Source organism: Mycobacterium kyorinense (genome assembly GCF_001672775.1).
Taxonomy (GTDB): domain Bacteria; phylum Actinomycetota; class Actinomycetes; order Mycobacteriales; family Mycobacteriaceae; genus Mycobacterium; species Mycobacterium kyorinense_A.
Map to the genome: position 1 here is coordinate 75,548 of NZ_LZKJ01000059.1, position 17,317 is coordinate 92,864.

At 59.7% G+C, this 17,317-nt stretch carries 13 protein-coding genes; 7 read left to right on the forward strand and 6 right to left on the reverse strand.

Annotation, left to right across the window (positions count from 1 at the left end; all coding sequences use genetic code 11):
- The first annotated feature begins 31 nt into the window (after positions 1-31).
- The 3 genes from A5707_RS06035 to A5707_RS06045 all read left to right on the forward strand — a co-directional run bounded on the left by A5707_RS06035 (position 32) and on the right by A5707_RS06045 (position 2,867).
- Positions 32-721 carry an ankyrin repeat domain-containing protein gene (locus A5707_RS06035; RefSeq protein ID WP_065013602.1) on the forward strand — a complete coding sequence of 230 codons (690 nt, stop codon included), beginning with the start codon at positions 32-34 and terminating at the stop codon, positions 719-721.
- Positions 722-846: 125 nt separating this feature from the next.
- Positions 847-2,310 carry an ADP-ribosylglycohydrolase family protein gene (locus tag A5707_RS06040; RefSeq protein WP_065013603.1) on the forward strand — a complete coding sequence of 488 codons (1,464 nt, stop codon included), beginning with the start codon at positions 847-849 and terminating at the stop codon, positions 2,308-2,310.
- Between the two features lie 152 nt (positions 2,311-2,462).
- The gene (locus tag A5707_RS06045; RefSeq protein WP_065013604.1) at positions 2,463-2,867 is read left to right on the forward strand and encodes a hypothetical protein; all 405 of its coding nucleotides are present in this window, start codon (positions 2,463-2,465) and stop codon (positions 2,865-2,867) included.
- A gap of 96 nt (positions 2,868-2,963) precedes the next feature.
- On the opposite strand, the gene A5707_RS06050 is transcribed toward A5707_RS06045, so the two are convergent.
- On the reverse strand, positions 2,964-4,739 hold the full coding sequence (locus A5707_RS06050) for a ribonuclease H-like domain-containing protein (RefSeq protein ID WP_082969277.1): 1,776 nt from the start codon (positions 4,737-4,739) through the stop codon (positions 2,964-2,966).
- A 572-nt stretch (positions 4,740-5,311) separates the two neighbouring features.
- On the opposite strand from A5707_RS06050, the gene A5707_RS06055 reads away from it, so the two are divergent.
- Complete coding sequence (locus tag A5707_RS06055; protein WP_156657605.1) at positions 5,312-6,751, forward strand: GmrSD restriction endonuclease domain-containing protein; 1,440 nt, start codon at positions 5,312-5,314, stop codon at positions 6,749-6,751.
- A gap of 215 nt (positions 6,752-6,966) precedes the next feature.
- Here the strand turns inward: A5707_RS06055 and A5707_RS23695 are convergent, their stop codons facing one another.
- The 5 genes from A5707_RS23695 to A5707_RS06100 are packed head-to-tail and all read right to left on the reverse strand — an operon-like array spanning position 6,967 to position 14,380.
- Entirely contained in the window at positions 6,967-7,743 is a 777-nt protein-coding gene (locus A5707_RS23695) for a hypothetical protein (RefSeq protein ID WP_156657607.1), read from the reverse strand.
- Positions 7,740-8,630 carry a hypothetical protein gene (locus A5707_RS06070; RefSeq protein ID WP_065013608.1) on the reverse strand — a complete coding sequence of 297 codons (891 nt, stop codon included), beginning with the start codon at positions 8,628-8,630 and terminating at the stop codon, positions 7,740-7,742. The genes A5707_RS23695 and A5707_RS06070 overlap by 4 nt, the downstream gene beginning before the upstream one ends.
- On the reverse strand, positions 8,630-10,711 hold the full coding sequence (locus A5707_RS23700; protein ID WP_156657609.1) for a hypothetical protein: 2,082 nt from the start codon (positions 10,709-10,711) through the stop codon (positions 8,630-8,632). The genes A5707_RS06070 and A5707_RS23700 overlap by 1 nt, the downstream gene beginning before the upstream one ends.
- Positions 10,690-11,673 carry a PD-(D/E)XK motif protein gene (locus tag A5707_RS06095; protein WP_065013613.1) on the reverse strand — a complete coding sequence of 328 codons (984 nt, stop codon included), beginning with the start codon at positions 11,671-11,673 and terminating at the stop codon, positions 10,690-10,692. The genes A5707_RS23700 and A5707_RS06095 overlap by 22 nt, the downstream gene beginning before the upstream one ends.
- A gap of 1 nt (position 11,674) precedes the next feature.
- Positions 11,675-14,380 (reverse strand): Z1 domain-containing protein, encoded by a 2,706-nt coding sequence (locus A5707_RS06100; RefSeq protein WP_065013614.1) that lies wholly within the window; start codon positions 14,378-14,380, stop codon positions 11,675-11,677.
- A gap of 801 nt (positions 14,381-15,181) precedes the next feature.
- Between A5707_RS06100 and A5707_RS24735 the strand changes: the two genes are divergently transcribed.
- From A5707_RS24735 to A5707_RS06110, 3 genes are all read left to right on the forward strand, one after another.
- Complete coding sequence (locus tag A5707_RS24735; RefSeq protein ID WP_269455139.1) at positions 15,182-15,316, forward strand: hypothetical protein; 135 nt, start codon at positions 15,182-15,184, stop codon at positions 15,314-15,316.
- A gap of 397 nt (positions 15,317-15,713) precedes the next feature.
- Positions 15,714-16,118 carry a very short patch repair endonuclease gene (locus tag A5707_RS23040; RefSeq protein ID WP_082969281.1) on the forward strand — a complete coding sequence of 135 codons (405 nt, stop codon included), beginning with the start codon at positions 15,714-15,716 and terminating at the stop codon, positions 16,116-16,118.
- 49 nt (positions 16,119-16,167) lie between these two features.
- Positions 16,168-17,317: ATP-binding protein (locus tag A5707_RS06110; protein ID WP_232000639.1), on the forward strand; the 1,150-nt coding region annotated here is incomplete at its 3' end.

Consider the following 17,317-nt stretch of genomic DNA (forward strand, 5'->3'; position numbering starts at 1 on the left):
TGCGGGGAGGCCCGAAACACGGGAGGTCCGCATGACGTCCTACAACGAGATCATCGATGGTGCCCGGCCATGGCAGGGCGTCTTGGACACCTCGGTTATGTCCGACGATTTGGCCCGCGCCGGTCACCAACTCGCCGACGCCGCGAAAGCCGGCAACTGGCCGGCCGCGTTGAAAGTGCTCGACCGCAAGTGGAAGTGGCTGGTCATCAATCAGTGGCGGCCAGGCGGCACGCTGTGGTTCACCGTCCTACACCAGGCCGCCTTGCACGGAGCACCGTCCGACGTCGTGGAAGAACTGCTTGACCGAGGCTCGCTGCGGTCCCTTCCGGACTCAAAGGGGCGTACCGCGTTCGACGTGGCAGTCGAGCACAACCACACGCCCGCACTGCGGGAGTTGTTGCGCCCGCCGCGCTGCCCACTGACGCGGCAACAGATTCGAGCGCTCGACGCGCGGCTCGCCGAGTTGATCGACGGACGCATCCATGAGCGCCTTTACGACGGCGACCTGCGCACCGTGTTGCGGTACCCGCCGGTTGAGATCTTGCACGAACTGCCAGGGCAGCGGGTGTGGTTTCCGCTGCCCGGCAAGTACGGGTTCCACATCGAGCTGCAACGCGGAGCGCTTGAGGTCAAGAGCTGGTGCGGCCTCGTCGGAGGTTCCGGCCAAGCCCACCTGATCACCACCGAAGGCTCGGTGCTGGTCGACGAAGGATTCGTCTGATCAGGCTGTCCGCTTGCTCGGTGTCTACCGCCCCACCATTTCGACGACACACACCTACGTCACACACATACTGCGATCGTCAACCAGTTCTGCTATGCGCGTTCGCGCAACGAAGGAGGCCAATAATGGATATTACTGCTGCACAACGTGATCGGGCCTGCGGTGCACTGCTCGGCGCCGCGGCTGGGGATGCCCTCGGCGCCGGCTATGAATTCGGGCCGGCGCTCGCTCCGGATGTCCCGGTCGACATGATCGGTGGCGGCCTGGGACCATTTAAGCCCGGCGAGTGGACCGACGACACATCGATGGCCATCGCGATCGCCGAGATCGCGGCGACGGGCGCCGACCTGCGTGAAGACAAGGCCCAGGACTACATCGTCGAACGCTGGCACTGGTGGGCGAAAAGCGCTAAAGACATTGGTGCGCAGACGAGCTCGGTTCTGTCCGCCGCTGGGCGACGCGGAATCTCAGCACGAACTGCGCGCGAAGAATCCGCGGCCCTACACAAGCGCACCGGCCACACCGCCGGCAACGGCTCCCTGATGCGTACCGCGCCGGTGGCCCTCGCCTACCTCGATGACGAGACGGCGCTAGTCGAGGCGGCCCGTGCGATCAGCGAGCTGACACACTACGACCCCGATGCCGGTGATGCCTGCGTACTGTGGTGCACCGCGATCCGCCACGCCATCGTGACCGGACAGCTTGATGCGCGAATTGGCCTGCACCACATCGGCAACGACCGCCGCGACCTGTGGGTGTCCCGCTTGGACGAGGCCGAGACGTCAAAGCCGTCAGCTTTCACCGCCGACAACGGCTGGGTGGTCGCGGCCCTGCAGGCCGCATGGTCAGCGATCGTGAGCACGCCTATCCCGGTGGATGACCCAGCCTCGGAGGTATTTCGTGCCGATCATCTGCGGCTCGCGCTAGAGGCGGCGGTACGTGGCGGCCACGACACGGACACCGTCGCGGCCATCGCGGGTGGCTTGCTGGGTGCCGCATACGGCGCATCCGCGGTGCCTTCGCGCTGGCGATTGAAGTTGCAGGGCTGGCCGGGCCTGACCACCCGTGGCCTGATCGAACTTGCCACCCAGATCATCCGTAAAGGCCAGCCCGACACTTTCGACTACACCTACGGTGGGTTTCCCGAGGGCCGCAAAATCGTGCGGCATCCGTACGACGACAAGGTGTGGATCGGGGGAATAGCCGCTCTTGGAAACTTGCCCTCGAAAGTGGATGCGATCGTGTCACTGTGCCGGGTCAATGACTTGCATTTGCCCGGCGGCGTGCAACAACTCGATGTTCGGCTCATCGACGACCAGGGTGAGAACGATCATCTTGAGTTCGTACTGCTCGATACGGTACGTGCGATAGAGCAGCTACGAGATGAAGATCGGACGGTGTTCGTCCATTGCGTCCAGGCATACAGCCGCACCCCCGCGGTCGCCGCCCTCTACGGGGCACGCAGACAGGGCGTCGACATCGATCAGGCGGTGCATGACGTGGCCGCGGTGCTTCCGGGCGCCAACCCAAACCCAGGATTCCGCGCGGCGCTGCGGCGACTGTGCCCGCTAACTGGCGGTGACTCGTGACGGCGGTTCTGTTGTACGAGCCGCCCGAGTGGGTCCGGCAGAACATTGCGCGAGCCGCGCCATCGTTGGCGGTCCGAACACAGGCGAATCGCCGGCGCTGGTTCGCGCCGATGCACTTCAAAATTTGGCCGGCTCGACGCGAAGGATGACGGATGACCGAGATCGGCAAGAATGAGAAGTTGAAGCCCTCAACGCAATTCAGCATGGACAATCCGTGGGGCGCGTATTGGAACGCGCTGTTTCCGCCGCGCGTAGTGTCTCCTTGGATCGACTTTAAACGCAGGTCTTCGGGCTACAACGTCGCGCGCAGACTGTGGGATCAACGCGAGCACTTTCGCCGCGCATACGAGGCGGTTTATGGCCCTGATCCGGAGGGCTGGCCGTCGCAGCACCCCGGTGTTGTCTTGGACGAGGTGCTGTGGATTGCGCATGCGGCATGTCTGCGCTGCCGTTGGTTCGATGCGCGGGGCCACTATATGAAAGATCCAGACGGGCTATGGGGTGCCCTCGCCTTGGCGCGCCGCCACGAAACATCCGACGGAAGTTTCGTCGGGTGAGAGTCGATCCCCTGCAGGATCTTTAGATCGCCCACGCCGGATAGACGATCTGCGACTCAGCGATTGGTAGCGGTGTCGATCGCTCGCCCCACGTCTTCATGGTGTCCAAGTCCTCATGCCGTCACGGATACTGGCCATCGCGGCGTTGTCGTCTTCGTTGTAGATGAGAAGCCACTGCTTGGCTTTCGCTGCCTCGTCTGGATTGGCACTAGATTGTGCCTTCGCGAGATACGTTTGGGAGATCGCACCGCCGGGGTCGTCGGCCCGCCAATTGAAGCCGAAGACCGGCGCCACCTTCTTGAGGCTTGAGCCGTGTAGCGAGAAGAAGTTCGCCTTGAACACCTTCTCCAAGTCTACGAACACGCCGGTCGTGGGGTCGATCAGGTCCGCGACTTCAGCCGCGCCCAGGATGCTTTTCAACTTCGCCGTCTCTGGGCTTGACCAGTGGAAGACTTTCAATGTCTTACCGGCGGCTTGGGCTCCATCTCGTTGTTGGCGTAGCCATGAAGCGAACCGTGCCGCGAGGGTCCTTTCGCGTTCGGAATCGAGTGGCACCCAGTCGACGAATTCGTCGACGTAGACCGCAGTAGCGTCGTCGGTCCCCTGGCGTAGGCGGGCGCCCCACATGTAAACCCGATTGTTGAGGTCGTATTCGATATCGACGTCGATCTCGACGCCGGCAGCGGGAATCTCCACGGGGCCGTCGCTGGTCCGTTTGAGAGCGACTCCATTGCAGATCATCTCGGCGCGTTCAATGGCTGCTCCGATACGATTACGGGACGTGCTCGGGGTGAGGTCGCTTACTTCGGCGGCGTATGTGTCGAAGAATGCTGGATCGTCCGGGTCGAGCACCGCTAGAGCCTCAGTTGTGGTGATGCCCATGCTCCGTAGCGTCAGCCATTCGCGCGTGCTGAGTCGCCCAATCTTGATTGCGGCCGACGGATCGTCCGGGCCCATCTGCTCAGCGCACCATTGCTCGTAAGGACAACTGCGGCATTCGTTTTGGCCGATCGGTTCCACCAACGGCTGCGGATCATCGTCCTCCCCCAAGACTTTTTGGGCGGTCGCAGCCACTTTCACACGGAAGGCGTGTTCGTGGTCGTAACGCTCGAGCAGTGATCGGCGCACCTTGCCGCGACTGCGGGAGAACGTGGAGATCAACGGCTCGTCGAGGTCGTGCCAGACGAACACCAAACCCGGATCGCCGTTCGGCGTGACTGCGACTTGGCTGGTGCCAAGCACTGCCCCGCGTAATTGGTCGGGTCCCGGGTGGTAGCCGCACGCCTGAAGCATGCGCGTGTAGTGGGCCAGTTGTAGGCAGTCTTCATAGCGATGCGAAGTTGCTGCCGTCGAGCCCGTTAACTCGAGCAATTCGTCCGGCGACTTGGCGGCTGATACGAGGGCGCTGACCGCTTTTCGGGGTTGCACCGTGAGGTGGTTCTTTACGTCGGCCGGGAGATAGCCGTTGCTGACTCTGATCAAGATGTCCGGTCGACCGGTGCGTCCACCTTCAGTGTCATCCGGCAGCCAGCCACCCAGTACCAATGGCGCACTTGCGTCCATGGCGTGCATGGTCGCCGCGATCGCCGCGGACTTGCCCAGTTGGGGATCCACCACTACGGCGTCGGGCTGAAGCGCGTTCAACTTCCCGAATACGTCTTGCTCGAAGGCTATCCCCGCTTCAAGCCGGGCTTTCTCCTCTGGCGACGGGTCCCACTCCAGCGTAGGCACAAGGGGTAGGAAATCATTTTGTACGCGTACAGGACACCGCTTGGCCGCATACCCGCCGAGCAAGACGGGCTGCAGTATTTCTGCCACCAGCCCATCATCGCGTTGAAAGGCATAGTCGTGTCGGCAATCGGGCAACGCCATCGATGCGGGTGCTCTACTGGGTTCAACCGCAGTCGGCTACAACGGCGCCCCGCCCGAGCCACATCGGGTGTGGCTGCGCAGAAGCGTGACCACCTGCTCGCAATCGCTAATGGGGTCGCCCCTCTTACCCGATGGTGCCAGACTCCTTCGCTGCCTCCGTTGCCGGGTGAACTGCAGCGGCCGCCTCGGCGTGCAGCTGCGATCTACCGGTCCTGCTGGATAAAGCAGCCTGCATCGACTTGCCTGATCAAGTAGCTCCTTCAGAAGCTTGCGGCCCATAGCGGGCCATCAGTTGCTCCTGGCAGGGTCAGCGTTGCCACCTTGCCGTGGCTGCGCACCAGTCACCGACGCCTTCACGTCCTCGAACTACCACAACTCATCAACCTCAAAGCCTTAAGGCTCCAGCTCCGCTCTGGCGATCAACGCCCCGAACTGATCTATCCGCTCCAGATGGCTCGCGCCGGCCGCGTTCGACGAAGCTGGGTACGGGCGCGGCGGCAGATCTCGACGGCGTGGATCTCGTTATCGAAACCGCGAAAGCTTCACACGGCAGGCCACTAACCTTGCTCCTTGTGACCCAGCCAGAAGCAAACCCTAACCCTGCGGTCGTCACAGCCCAACCGCTTGACGACGATCCCGAGGACGCCGAAGGTGATCTCGCTCCCATCGATCCCGTCGACGTTCCCGAGAGCCCCAAGCCCTCGGCACCAGCTAGTGAGAACGTCCTTTCGATCCTGACTGAGATTACATCAGGCTCGATCGATATATCTCCTAAATGGCAGCGTCGCGATATCTGGAGTGAAAAGAAGAAGGCCGCGCTTATTGAGTCAATTTTTTTTAATTTGCCGCTCCCACTTTTCTACCTCGCTGATGCCGCTCGCACCATCGATGGTGAAGAGATCCCGTACCGAGAGGTTGTAGACGGACAACAACGGTTGAGGGCAATCCGGGATTTCTATAACGGGGACCTCCTAATGCCGAAAGACTCGGCCGTCGCCGGGCTTGAAAATAAGAAGTTTAAAGAGCTCTCCCCTAAGCGGCAGGCGTTTTTTACCCAATTCAAATTATCAACCGCGACAATCCCTTTGAAGACAGAAGTTGGCAAGCATGAACTCTTCCGTCGGTTGAACCAGAATCCCACCACCCTTACAGCTCAAGAGCTACGCAATGCGGACAACACTGGCCCCTATTTGGATCTACTGATCGAGTCAGCGAAAGGATTAAACGACCTGCTTCGCATAACCGAAGCAAACTACAAGCGGATGAAAGACGTGGAGTTCCTCACACGCCTTGTGGCGTTCGCAAGAAGCGGACCAGCTCAGTTCCCGAACAAAAAGCTCGACAAATTCCTAAATGAGGAAATGAAGACTGGGGCGAGTAAGTCTCCGGAAGAGCGGGTTCAGCTTATCGCCAGGGTAACCAAGGCGTTAGAGCGGGTCAACTCTGTGTTTGGCGAGTTTCGATTTCGGCCGTTTCGGATCGTGGATGGAAAGTCGAATGATGGAGAATGGGCATCAACTCTGAACCGCCCTTTGATGGAGGTGCAGGCTTATTCATTTCTCGATCACAGCACATATGGATTCAGTGACGCCGCATCGTTCGACAAAGCGCTGCACGAAAATCGATTGGATCTTATTGAAAATGCACGCCGTCTCCACACACTGAACGATAGATTCAATGACACGCTACAACGAGGCACGACCGGTAAGCCAAATGTCGAGTATAGATTTGAGCGTTACCGTGCGATGGTACGCTACACTTTCGAGGAGGTTCCCGACGGGAAGAAACGCCGCTTCTTCACGCGGCAGCAAAAACACAACATCTGGGACAAACTCGCTCCCGTTGATCGCAAATGCCCGGAGTGCTTCGGCGATCTATCATTCGAAAACTCAGACGTCGATCACATCCAGCCCTGGGCCGAGGGGGGCGAAACCGTCGAGGAAAACGGTCAGCTTCTACACCCCGCATGCAACCGAACGAAAGGAACGCGCTGGGACCCCAAGGAATCCTAGACTTTCCCTGGGAAGACCGCCGCGGAAGGCGGACGTGTGGATCCATCTGAGGCGTCATCTATCTTCCGCAATCAGCGAGTGGAAGGAAGGCGCCATCTCTTGCGACGATGCAGGGCAGGGTATGTGGCGTTAGCCGAATTCGACATTGGGCTCGATTGTGAAACTCCATCACGCCGAACTGAACTTCCAAGTCGGTCCTCGCGCTGTTTGGTCGTCTACTGATCGCGTTGTTTAAGTGCCTCACTCAGTCTGTGGCGCCGCCCGAGCGGGCTATGGGCCACTTCATCTCCGCGAATCAGCGGTGCCAGATCCTCCTCCGTGAACCCATCCAGTGACCTTGGCCCGGTCGAGTAACGGACCCTCTTATATAACGCACGCGCCCACTCGGACCGCGCTGGTCCCGAGTATTCCATGACCGCCGAGCCCAAAGCGCGTATCAGTGGGCGATTACGTGCCATAGCCGAACGCTCAAAGAGACCGACCATCTCATCTTCACCAAGAGGCCGTGGGTACCGGTCCGTCAGGTCGCCAAATGTGTCGCGCCGTAACCAAGCGCGCCGCAACGCATTTCGCTTACTGCCAAGCATCCGGCTCGGATGCATGTCGGGGAATCTCAGCACCGCGATATCTGGGAAGACCACCAGCGTCAGAAAATTCCAGACTTCATCATGCGCGGCGTCGCTTGGGATAATCTGTAAGGCATCGTGCAACACCCGACCAATCGCCAGATCGAACTTGGCTGCATCTGCGCGACCTACACTTCCGCGTTCTCTCCAAATATCGACGGCGCTAACTACTGCGTCTCGGACTTTCGCGATGTGATCCACGTCTGCTACCCGTCCACCCGTTGCGACTGGTGCGGCGTTCGGATGATCACACGCGGCGAGTTCTTCGAGCGCATGCAATCTCCCAGACTTGAATGCAGCCGACATCTCGCCGACTCGGAGCTGAGCTTCTGAGTACGACAAGCGCGGATATACCAGCTGACTCACTCGAACACCTTCGTGAGTGGCTTAATACGCTCATGCAGCAGGCGATCGAACTGAAGTGGCTCCGTCTGATACAGCCGGATGGCCGCAGCAAGCTCCCGACCGAGATAGAACTCACACATATTGCCAAGCACGTATGCGACCGAGCCTTCTTCATGGTCCGTGCTCTCGAGGTCTTCGGTGTGGTCGGACACACTGGCGACGAGAAGGCGTATGACATCGGCCATAGCAATGCCCGAGACTCGAGCAGCGGTGGCACCGTCTAGCAGCATCCGACCAACTGGGTGCTCGGTATTGACGAGCAAACGCACACCGCCCATAAAGCTGGCGTCGAGGCTTTCGTACGTAATTTGTAGCGTCCACGGAGCGTCTGGTAGATACAGACGTGAGAATGCGGCCGGCTCTGTGGGAAATCGTGAGGCTTCACCTTCGAGGGCAACCACGGTCGCTTTGGACGAGATCAGCCTTGCCCCACGCAGATACGGGATCCGATCGCCGGTTCGTGGCAGGTTGCGAGCCAACACAATAATCGCCATCAGTGTCAGTGAGCCCGCAAGCTGTCCAGCGGGTAGGGCGAGATCGAAGGCCGTGTTGCACACCGGCGCCCGAGCCTCCAAGCTGTGTCGACTAACGACCCGCACCTGCGAATCCTTGCAATCGCCGACTAGCAGGACTTCCACATCGCCGAGATCCCGAAGACCCGTGCTCTCGAGGAATAGATCCTCGTCGATCGTCAAGCTCAACCCAACGATCTCTTTGCTGGCATAGTCCCAACCACCAAGCAAGTGGGGGAGTGCAACTCGCGCGGCGTCTCGTTCGATCCACCAGTCACCGAAGGTGACGCTTGCTGAATCGGCAGTTCGGTGTGGTAACAAACGCAGCTTGGCCATTACTGACCGACGACCTTTGCATCAATATCTATGGCGAGATCACTGCGTGCTTCGAACTCGAACCGACGGACCTCATCTGGAGCAAGTTCGATGGGCAACAGCTCGTACATGTCGGTGGCCGTCTCGGCTGCTTTCCATCCGAGGATCCGGATGGCATCGAGGTCGGTCTCGCTTCCGCCGTCAATTCCCACGCGCACTGCTACGTCTACTGGAAGCGACGCGCCACCAGAGTCCGAGAGCTGAATGCCGAGCCATGTACGCGTCCAACCCGGCGCACGCGCATCCGCGGTTCCAACCTCAACAACCTCCACACGGGGCCGCGCACCACGCATTCCGGCGGGTTGTGAAGGCGGCTTTCGTCCGTCGGGGGCGGATCCTGCAATCCCGCCAAGGAGGCCCGCGAGAGCATCCCCTGCAATTGCTGCCGATTCTATTGGTTCGACGCTCGACGGTTTACCGTTGTGCGGGCTGATGAAAATATCAGTCAACTTCCGTATCCGATCGAGCGCGATGTTGACGTCGCGGCGGCACGCTTTATCTTGAACGGCCTTCGGGATCCAATCGTCATGGGCAGGTGGTTCAGCAAGGGCGAAGGAGTCGTCCACAGCCGCGACAGGTTTGAACACTGCTGCCCATTGAAAACCTCCAACGTCAAGCGGCTGGCGCTCGATGTATTTGACGACTAACTCCGCTTGGTGGCGCATCAAAGTCACCCACCGCGATTGATCGAGGGCGTTCCGTGGCACGGGGTACCGGGTCAAAGCTATATGCCCAAGTAGCTTTCGCGGCCGCTCACTCCTAACTTCTTGGACACTGACGGGATACCTCAAACCGAGTGACTCTACGTCCCTGCCCGATTGGGTAGCGCGCACAGCCCGAAGGCAATCGGCATGTCCGCTGAGAGAGGCATGAGTTCCGATATCGGGAAGCTGCAGTTCCATACCATTAAGCTGAACGCTGACGGTCATCCTCGAGCGGCCGTCCTGGTCCAAGACCAGCTTGGGCCAAAGATTCCAGACGACCGCGTCCACGAGCATCTGCACGTCCTCCTCGGAGGATTCGCCGCCGAGTTCAGGAGCAAGAATGAGGACGCTGGTGCCAGTGTCTTGGGGCGCAAATTTCTTTGCGAATACCAGCCCAACAAGTTCCTCGGCTAAAGTGCCGATCACAGGTTCGACACGGTCCTCGTCGCGAATGGCATTGCCCCACCAGTGACGACCGGTGTACCGATACCCGTCCATTTCGAACCCGTCACCGATTGCCGACCCGATGAGACGCTGCTCCACGCCTCGCGATCCCTCACAGCGGGAGCTTATGAGGATGGCGCCGACACTGCTAACTAGGTACGAGATCGTCTTCCCGAAGCCGTATGTGCCGCCGCCTAGATGCACATCTCGAGGCGCACCGATATTGAAGACAAGGTCGATGAAGTTTGTGTCCTTGCCTTGCTCGACCGCGAGATCATTGCGGATCGGTCCACCGAGTCCGACAGTCCCCCGGTCCGAGACTTCAAGTGCCCAGACTGTATCGCGTCGGAGGAGCTCCGAGAGCCCGGTCTTAGGGGCGTCCCCGGTAAAGACCCGCTCGCGAAGCACCCGAATCGTGGGGAAGTCGAGTTGTCGGAGGTTCAGTACGAACGCGATTGAAGGCGATGTCCCCCGAGCGTCCCAGCTGTTCTGAGCCATCTCGCGAACTAATACCGAAGCCCGTTCAAGGTCGGGCGTCCCCAAAAGGCGCTTCGCACCTACACCGTCCAGGTCGCCTGGTCCAAACTGCTTTGGGAACCATCCAAGGCTCGTTCCTGAGTACGGTGCGGGCTCATCACTCTGTGCGACGGGGCCGTAGTCGGCGCTGGTGGCGGGGCGGGTTTCGGCTGCGAGGACGGCGTCTGGGAAGCTTGCGCCCTGCCGTAGAGCATTTTTGGCCCGTTGCCACGGCTGGCCAGAAGCGGGCAACCCCTTCGACCGAAGGTAGGCAGCTAGGACGGTGTTGAGATTCACCTCCTTGCCCGAGAGATAATCCCTTACGGGCTCCAGCGCCCGCTGTAGTTCAAATTCCTTCACGTCTCGGCTTTCGTCCATTTGGCGACGAGGCTCACTAATTCCGTATCGCTCAGCCGGCTCGGCGCGGCGTCGAGGTTCAGTTCGTAGTGAATCTTGTCCACACCCTTGAGCCGTACCTCGCCTATCTCGTCACCCCGTAGGCCAGGGAAGGAGTCATCGACCAACCAGGCTCGCACTGACCGCACGGTGTAGCGGTCGTCGATATCTATTCCGCTCTCGTAGACATACCCCGCCGCGTCGACCTTCGCGAGGAGTGCGCCTCGCGGTACCCCAATCGCAACGAGTTCATCGATGCGTTCGTCGAGGCTAGGTGCCGTTTCATCCAACCGGGCGTGAACGACCAAGAGGTGCAGGGTATCAACCAAGCGGGGGTCGAGTTGGTCAATGTTCGACACCGTTATGACGTTGCCAGAAATTGAGGTGCTCGTTTTGACCTCAAGCTCCCAGCCGACCCGCACGAAGTCGTGAACGGATTTCGATGGACCGCGCCAACTGTCGAGGGCGGAAGTTGGCGCGTGGGTAGCTAAGTGGCGCAGTACCTCTAGCTCACCAACCAAACCGATCACATTTTCTCGGGAGATTCCCCCGCCAGCTGTCTTGAGGAGAGACCGCCAGTCATCGAGCGCACGGCGACAAGTACTGACCGGATCCACGGCGCCGTCGGTAAGCCGCGTTACTACATCATCAACAAGTCGTTCGAAGACAAGGTCGAGCGAGGGGATGCGGCAGTGCAGGTCCGCAAAGGCGACATCGACCGTACCGACACGCAACGTTCGCGAACCCAGTGTGACGCCTTGGCTCGATTGGTCTTCCGCTACGGTCGAATGAGAGATGGGCACAAGTAAGTGCTTCTCATCAACTGCATCCATAGCCACGAGGACATCGCGGCCGTGGAGCGTGAGTCCCACCGGTCGGGTGAGCAATCGCGTCCCTGAGATCTGCCTTGCTTCGGCAGCCAAGAAGACGAAGTGTTCGCCCACCTCACTCACTCGACTCGGCCTCGCCTGTTCCGGAAGAGCCCATAGTTGCCTCACGATCCTCGGGGATTTCGTCCTCTTCGTCGTCCACAGCACTTGGCTCCCAATCTGGGTGGACGGAATAGTAAGTGCCTTCTATGGCGAAACCTTCGCGATCGACGTTCGGGAACACTAGGCCTAACCCAACGAGGTGTTCGGCGGCTTCCATGTCCCGACGGCTGTCGGTCTTCAACGCCGCGCCCATTGGCACTGAGTCCTTGCTGACTGGGTAGATGACGACAAGACCGCGACCGTCCGCAAGCTCTCTTCGTACCCCTTTGGGATCCTCCTTCGCACGGTCTCCGAGCGACCTGACCTGATCAGGGTCGAGGTCGGCGAACCAGTCATTGTGCGACATCAGTGCCTTGATGTTCGCTGTGCCCGTCGTGTGCTTCGGATCCTTCAAAGGCGCGCGATTGACTGCTGGGACGAGGCGATCAAAGCCGAGATCCACTTCACCGAGTTCGATCTGTTGACCCTCGAGATCCCGGTGTTTTTTGTCGCTTCCAACGACCACGACATTCCATGGCCGATCGAACGCAGCCCGCTCAATCCAGCCGAGCATGTCTTCCTTCCGCACCGTCGACTGATCCTCATGGAAGGTGTACGAGCGGATTAGAGACGTCACAACGGCGGCTGGAACGTCCTTGAACAACCAACGGGCGCTTTTTCGACTATCGACTGCATTCCCCGCCGAGCGACAGGCATCGAGGAAGTTGCGCGTGGACGCAAGATTCTCGACTAGAGCACCATTGTTACTCCCTGTGAGAATCCGATTGTCCTCGTAAAAGATAAACGTCTGAAGCCTCTGCCCTGAGTAGGAAATCCGTACCGCATCGACGTGATGCATCTTGTTGCGAGCCACAATGGCCAATCGGCCTGGGTGGGCCCGAACTCGGACACCAAGCTGGCGAGGCGTAACTTTCATCCGTTCCATGTGGCGCATGTCTTGTCGTATCTCTTCCTCGACGAGAGCGAGGAATTTATAGTCTGCCTCGAGGCTTGGCTGCATCCAGATTCGCGGAAGATCCTCATATCCAGGGCGGTAACCGAACCACCGACCCATCTGCAGCAGGGTGTCGTACGTGTTCGACGTTCGTGTGAAGAACGACACTACAAGTCCCTCCAGCGTCAGACCGCGGGAGAGCGTGCCTCCACCGACAGCGATTACCGTCTCAACGACGGACCGCCCATTCTCCTTGCGTCCGTAGTCCAACCGGTCATCGGAGTAGCCATTATCGACAACCACTCTGATGCTCTTCAGCACGGTACTCAGACGCTTCTCCACATCGTTCCAAGCCGGTAGCGGAAGCGTTGCCTCTTCTGCAGCGCGTGCGCTTTCCTTCTGGTAGGAGGCGAGGAAAACGGATTGGTCGCTCTTCTCAGATCTAATTCTGAACTCGTTGAGCAAGTCATCGAGCCTAGCCTTCATAGCAAAATGCGGCTGTACATAGTGAGTCGTGTGCACGAGCATCGAACTGTGCTCGCGCTCTTGTCCTCTCGCATGTCGGATTGCCGTAGCGACGACGAACCAGACAACTGCGTCGATAAGCGATTGCGGCAAATCAGGATCGAATAAAAGTCGCTCTGTTTTCGCCGAAGGCGCTCGCAGGCACTCGGCTTCGTCGTCGGTCACTTCGCGGACCATATCAAGACCGGAGTCCGGCTCGTCAGCGTCGTCGATCGGCTCCCTACCGAATACACGCTCGGCTCCATAGTAAGCATCGGGCCGCGGCAGGTCGATGATGAAGTCGGCGGGATACAACTCCTCCTCGTCGTCTGGATCCATAAATATGTTCGCGAATGGCGTCGCGGTGTAGCCGATGTAGGTGCCGGTCGGGATCTTCGACCACAGATCGCGGACGAGCTGGTTGATTCTCGTTAACTGATCACGCGCTTGCGCCGAGTTCGGTGTCGCTTGGTCAGCCTCATCATCGAGCAGAAGGATCGGGCTCCGCCTCCGAATTTCGAGTGGAATTGTGTCCAGCCAGTCAATTAAAGAATTCAGGCGGGACTGGTTTTTCTTCACCACGGCCAGCGACGGCACTCCGCCCACAAGGACGGGTGCTCCAGGCTCGGCTCCGCCAAAGTCGGCATCCGCCGACGTCCAACGGTGCCAATACTCATCACCTAAGTCATTCGTTAGACGGACCTGCGTCTGTCGCCGTAGGTTGTTGTGCAGCCCGGAGAGTACAATGAATAGGCGGTAGCCCGCGTCTGCGGCCTTCGCCATCACCGCCGTGTAGTTTGCCGTCTTTCCTGATTGGACGTAGCCCACCACGAGGCCGCGCTTCGACAGGTTGCGGACGTAGGGGGATCCCAGATGAGCGACGACCTTGGTGGAAGCATTCTCGATCTCGTCGACTACAGATTTGAGGCTACCGGACTCCAGCTTCGCTCGTAGTTGAGGCCAGAATCGATCGCCCTCCTGTGGCCCGTTGTACCAACGCATCGTACTCGCCTCAGCATGAAGCCCATCAGCGAAAACCCCTGGTGGCGAGTCCAGAACGAAGTTGCGGTCGGCCTCATGCTTGATTTCCTCGAGAACTCCTGAGAACTGGCTCGGATCGATTCCGAAGCCGCGTGCTGTCTCTTGCGCGGCTTGTTCGGGCGAGATCCCTTGGCGCCTCATGACGTCGATCAGTGTCCGACGAATGATCTTCTCGTCCACGTTCAAACCTTTCGCGACCCAGCAGCTCGGATGACCCAAATCCGCACCGCCGTGCCACGCCCGTCGATTGAATTGACGCCGAGCTCGATGGTAGCGGCCCTCGCGACAGCCGATATATTCAACGCATTTACGAATCGCGTACCTGACGCGACAGTGTTCTGGCATAAAGTTGAAAACTGACGCCAGCAATGCGCATTGGCGTCCGTCTCGGACCCTTTCTCGAACCTGTTATCGGCTGCCACGTGGTTGTCCGCAACCAAGGTTCTGCGCTCGATGGAGGATGCGCGCTCCGTGGTTCTCCCGCTTCCGGATTGCTGGAGGTCCTCGTAACAGGTCTCGATGGACTTCGACATGCTCGTTACTACCTCTTGCTACTTCATCTGCCCAGAAATCGCTGGGGTGAGAGTGATCGGCCACGTCGGGCATAGCGGCAGCGAAAGCGCAGCCTCTGAACGAGATCTACTAGTCATCGTTCCGATCCCAACTCGGCCGCAGGAACCGTTTGCGTTGTCACCGTTTGCGTTGTCGGCGGCGGGAAGGCCACGAAGCCCACAACGGGCATAGCCGAATCCATCTGCCCATAATCCTTCAGACCTCCTCGTCTCACGAGAACCATGGGATAGACCGGAAACACCGCGCTTGAGGTCGCGACAGCCGACGCTCCAGCAGCCCGCACGAAGTGTCATCCGAGTGGCGGCGTGGGGTACCTAGCAGCATACAGCGCATCCGTCCCGTCCCAGCTGGACTGAACATGCTCGCACGCGAACGGTTTCAGGCGACGTCCTGGTCGCCGAATCGCGAGTGGGCACGGACTTCGAGCTCCGCGATTTAGTCGGCGACGTCGCCTGGAAATCCATCGCGATGCTGGCTGGCGCATGGGCCGAGATCATCTGGAATTTCGCCCAACATCGCGACGTCGAGCTCTCCGGCAGCTAGCGGTCGCGATCCGAATGCTCTCAACGGATTCGACGAGCGCACCCGGAATACGTTCCGCAAATCGTATACCCGGAGGATATCCCCGCCAGATAAACATCGGGCAACTTAAGGCGCGCGCGCGTGAACCATGCCCCCACCTCCACACGGGGCGCCCGATCTGGCTAACCTTAGCGCGCGATTGGCCTGTTTCGGATTACTCGGCCGCCGACTAACTTGGGATCACTCGGAACGGGCATCGACCCCATGCCGAGACGCACGCAGCTGTCGACGTTCTACCCTTGTGAGCACCAACTGCGCCGAGTGTGCCTACAACTCTCTTCCCGGGAGATAAGTGGTTTCCCAAGACCGTCGCCGCGGGATCGGACCGCGGCCGCTTAACGAAATCGTCCGGCGTCAGATGCAGTCGATGCCCCGCGGAAACACCGGCGTCGAACTCGCGCTACGTCGTGAGTTGCATCGACTCGGTTTGCGCTACCGCGTGCATCTCCGTCCCCTACCAGGGACGCCAGACATCGCATTGACGAAAGCACGGGTCGCGGTCTTTGTAGACGGATGCTTCTGGCACCGCTGTCCGGAACATGGAACGTCGCCAAAGAACAATTCGATCTGGTGGGCCGCGAAGCTCGATGGGAACGTGGCGCGCGATCGTCGGAAGGATCGACAGCTGCAGGATATGGGCTGGGTACCTGTTCACGTATGGGAACACGAGGACCCAGTGGCAGCCGCAGCGGAAATCTACAAAGTTTGGCAGGAACGTGTTGGTCGCTCGGCGGGTCAAATAGATGAGGCCAGCGATTCGTGAGACCCTGGTCCTGACGAAAGGGGGCGGTGTGCTAATAGGCACGACCAGCGTGACTCCGTCGGCGGCGCGCCTGACGGACTCATTGAGAGACATCGGTTACGACTTCAGCTCGGCCATCGCCGACCTCGTCGACAACAGCATCACGGCTGAGGCGACCGAGGTGAACGTCGTCGTCGAGTTCGACGGCAAAGCGTCGCGCGTTTTCATCTCTGATAACGGCAAAGGGATGAATATCAATGGTCTGACTGAAGCGATGAGGTTCGGCAGCCGGCGGAAATACGGGTCCGGCGACCTCGGACGCTACGGTCTCGGTCTCAAGACGGCATCGTTGTCACAGGGGCGTCGCTTGACAGTGGTCACGCGGACGTCAGCCGGCCGGCGCGTCATCCAGACTAGGCAACTTGACCTTGACTTGATAGCTGAGTTTGATGACTGGCTCATTATCGAGCCGGATCGGACTGAAGTCATCGAGCGGGCGCGCAACCTGCTCGAGGATGCGCCTGGGACCGTCGTGATTTGGGAGAATCTTGACCGCGTTGTTCCCGCTAAGAATGCTTCGGGCGGTTGGGCGAGGCGTCGATTTGAAACGCTGCAGCAGAAGGCCGCTGAGCACCTCGCGATGGTCTTTCACAAATTCCTCAGCGGCGAGGTCGGCACCGAGCGTCTCGTAATCACAGTCAACGGTCAGAAGCTCGTCCCGTGGGATCCCTTTGCTCGGTCCGAATCGGGAACCCAGGAACTGGTCGAGCAGGTTTTCGAGATCGAACACGGTGACGCCGCCGGTCAGGTGACCCTGCGTCGGTTCGTACTTCCGGGCCGCGATCAGTTCAGTTCTCCGTCAGAGTTCGAACGTATGTCGGGACCGCTTAAGTGGAACCGCCAGCAGGGGCTGTACACCTACCGTGCAGGCCGGTTAATCCAATGGGGCGGGTGGGCGGGAGTCCGCAGCATTGACGAGCACACAAAGCTCGCTCGCGCAAGCGTCGAGTTCGATACCGACTTGGACGATGCATTCAACATCAACGTGGCGAAGATGCGGGTGGCGCTGCCGAGTCAGCTCCGCCACATGATCGAGCGACCTATCAACGAAGTCTGTAGCTTGGCCGACGACATGTACCGCAAGTCGTCCAAGTCGAAGGGCGAACGTGATCGTCACATAACCGACAACTTCCCGGCAGGCCTAGATGTTGGGCTTGCGC

Bases quoted from the DNA above. Each gene is read 5' to 3' on its own strand.
- A5707_RS06035 (WP_065013602.1), top strand. From the start codon at position 32: ATGACGTCCTACAACGAGATCATCGATGGTGCCCGGCCATGGCAGGGC.
- A5707_RS06040 (WP_065013603.1), top strand. From the start codon at position 847: ATGGATATTACTGCTGCACAACGTGATCGGGCCTGCGGTGCACTGCTC.
- A5707_RS06045 (WP_065013604.1), top strand. From the start codon at position 2,463: ATGACCGAGATCGGCAAGAATGAGAAGTTGAAGCCCTCAACGCAATTC.
- A5707_RS06050 (WP_082969277.1), bottom strand. From the start codon at position 4,739: ATGGCGTTGCCCGATTGCCGACACGACTATGCCTTTCAACGCGATGAT.
- A5707_RS06070 (WP_065013608.1), bottom strand. From the start codon at position 8,630: ATGGCCAAGCTGCGTTTGTTACCACACCGAACTGCCGATTCAGCAAGC.
- A5707_RS23700 (WP_156657609.1), bottom strand. From the start codon at position 10,711: ATGGACGAAAGCCGAGACGTGAAGGAATTTGAACTACAGCGGGCGCTG.
- A5707_RS23040 (WP_082969281.1), top strand. From the start codon at position 15,714: ATGCAGTCGATGCCCCGCGGAAACACCGGCGTCGAACTCGCGCTACGT.